Source organism: Cellulomonas algicola (assembly GCF_003851725.1).
Lineage (GTDB): Bacteria > Actinomycetota > Actinomycetes > Actinomycetales > Cellulomonadaceae > Cellulomonas > Cellulomonas algicola.
The window spans coordinates 1-525 of sequence record NZ_BHYL01000514.1 but is presented as its reverse complement, the minus strand read 5'-3'; the positions used below and the strand labels follow the sequence as shown (position 1 = coordinate 525).

General features: G+C 79.4%; 1 pseudogene. It reads right to left on the bottom strand.

Annotation, left to right across the window (positions count from 1 at the left end):
* Positions 1-131: 131 nt before the first annotated feature.
* A pseudogene (locus CTKZ_RS21910) lies at positions 132-525 on the bottom strand (hypothetical protein); the annotation flags it as partial.

Sequence of the window (525 nt, the reverse complement as noted above, 5' to 3'; positions counted from 1 at the left end):
GTCGCGGACGGCCAGGTCGGCGGCGAGGCGGTGCGTCGCGCCATCGCCGCCGCGGAGGCCGTGACCGCCGCGGTGGCGGCGGCGACGGCCGCGTCGGTCGTCGCGACGACGTCGAGCAGCTGACCCTGCGGTCAGGGGCCGTCGAGGTCCGCGAGCGCCTCCTCGGCCCGTTCGACCGCGCGCGTCGCGTCCGCCTCGGCACGCTCGGCGTGCCGCAGGTCCCGCTGCGCGGACGTGACGTCCTTCTCGCGCGTGTGCAGCGTGGACGCCGCGCGGGTCTCGGCCTCGTCGGCGCGGGTCGACGCCTTCTGCGCCGCGGCGAGCCGGTGCCGCAGCTCGACGAGCGCGGCGTTGAGGTCGTCGACCTCCTGCCGCGCGTCGGTAGCCGCCTGCTCGGCGTCGGCGGCGGCCTGCTGCTGCTCGTCGCGTTCCCGGGTCGCGTCGTCGAGCTGCTCGCGCGCGCTGCGCAGCGCGTCGGCGGCCTCCTCGCGCGCGCGCCGGGCGTCCGCGACGGCGTCCTCGCGC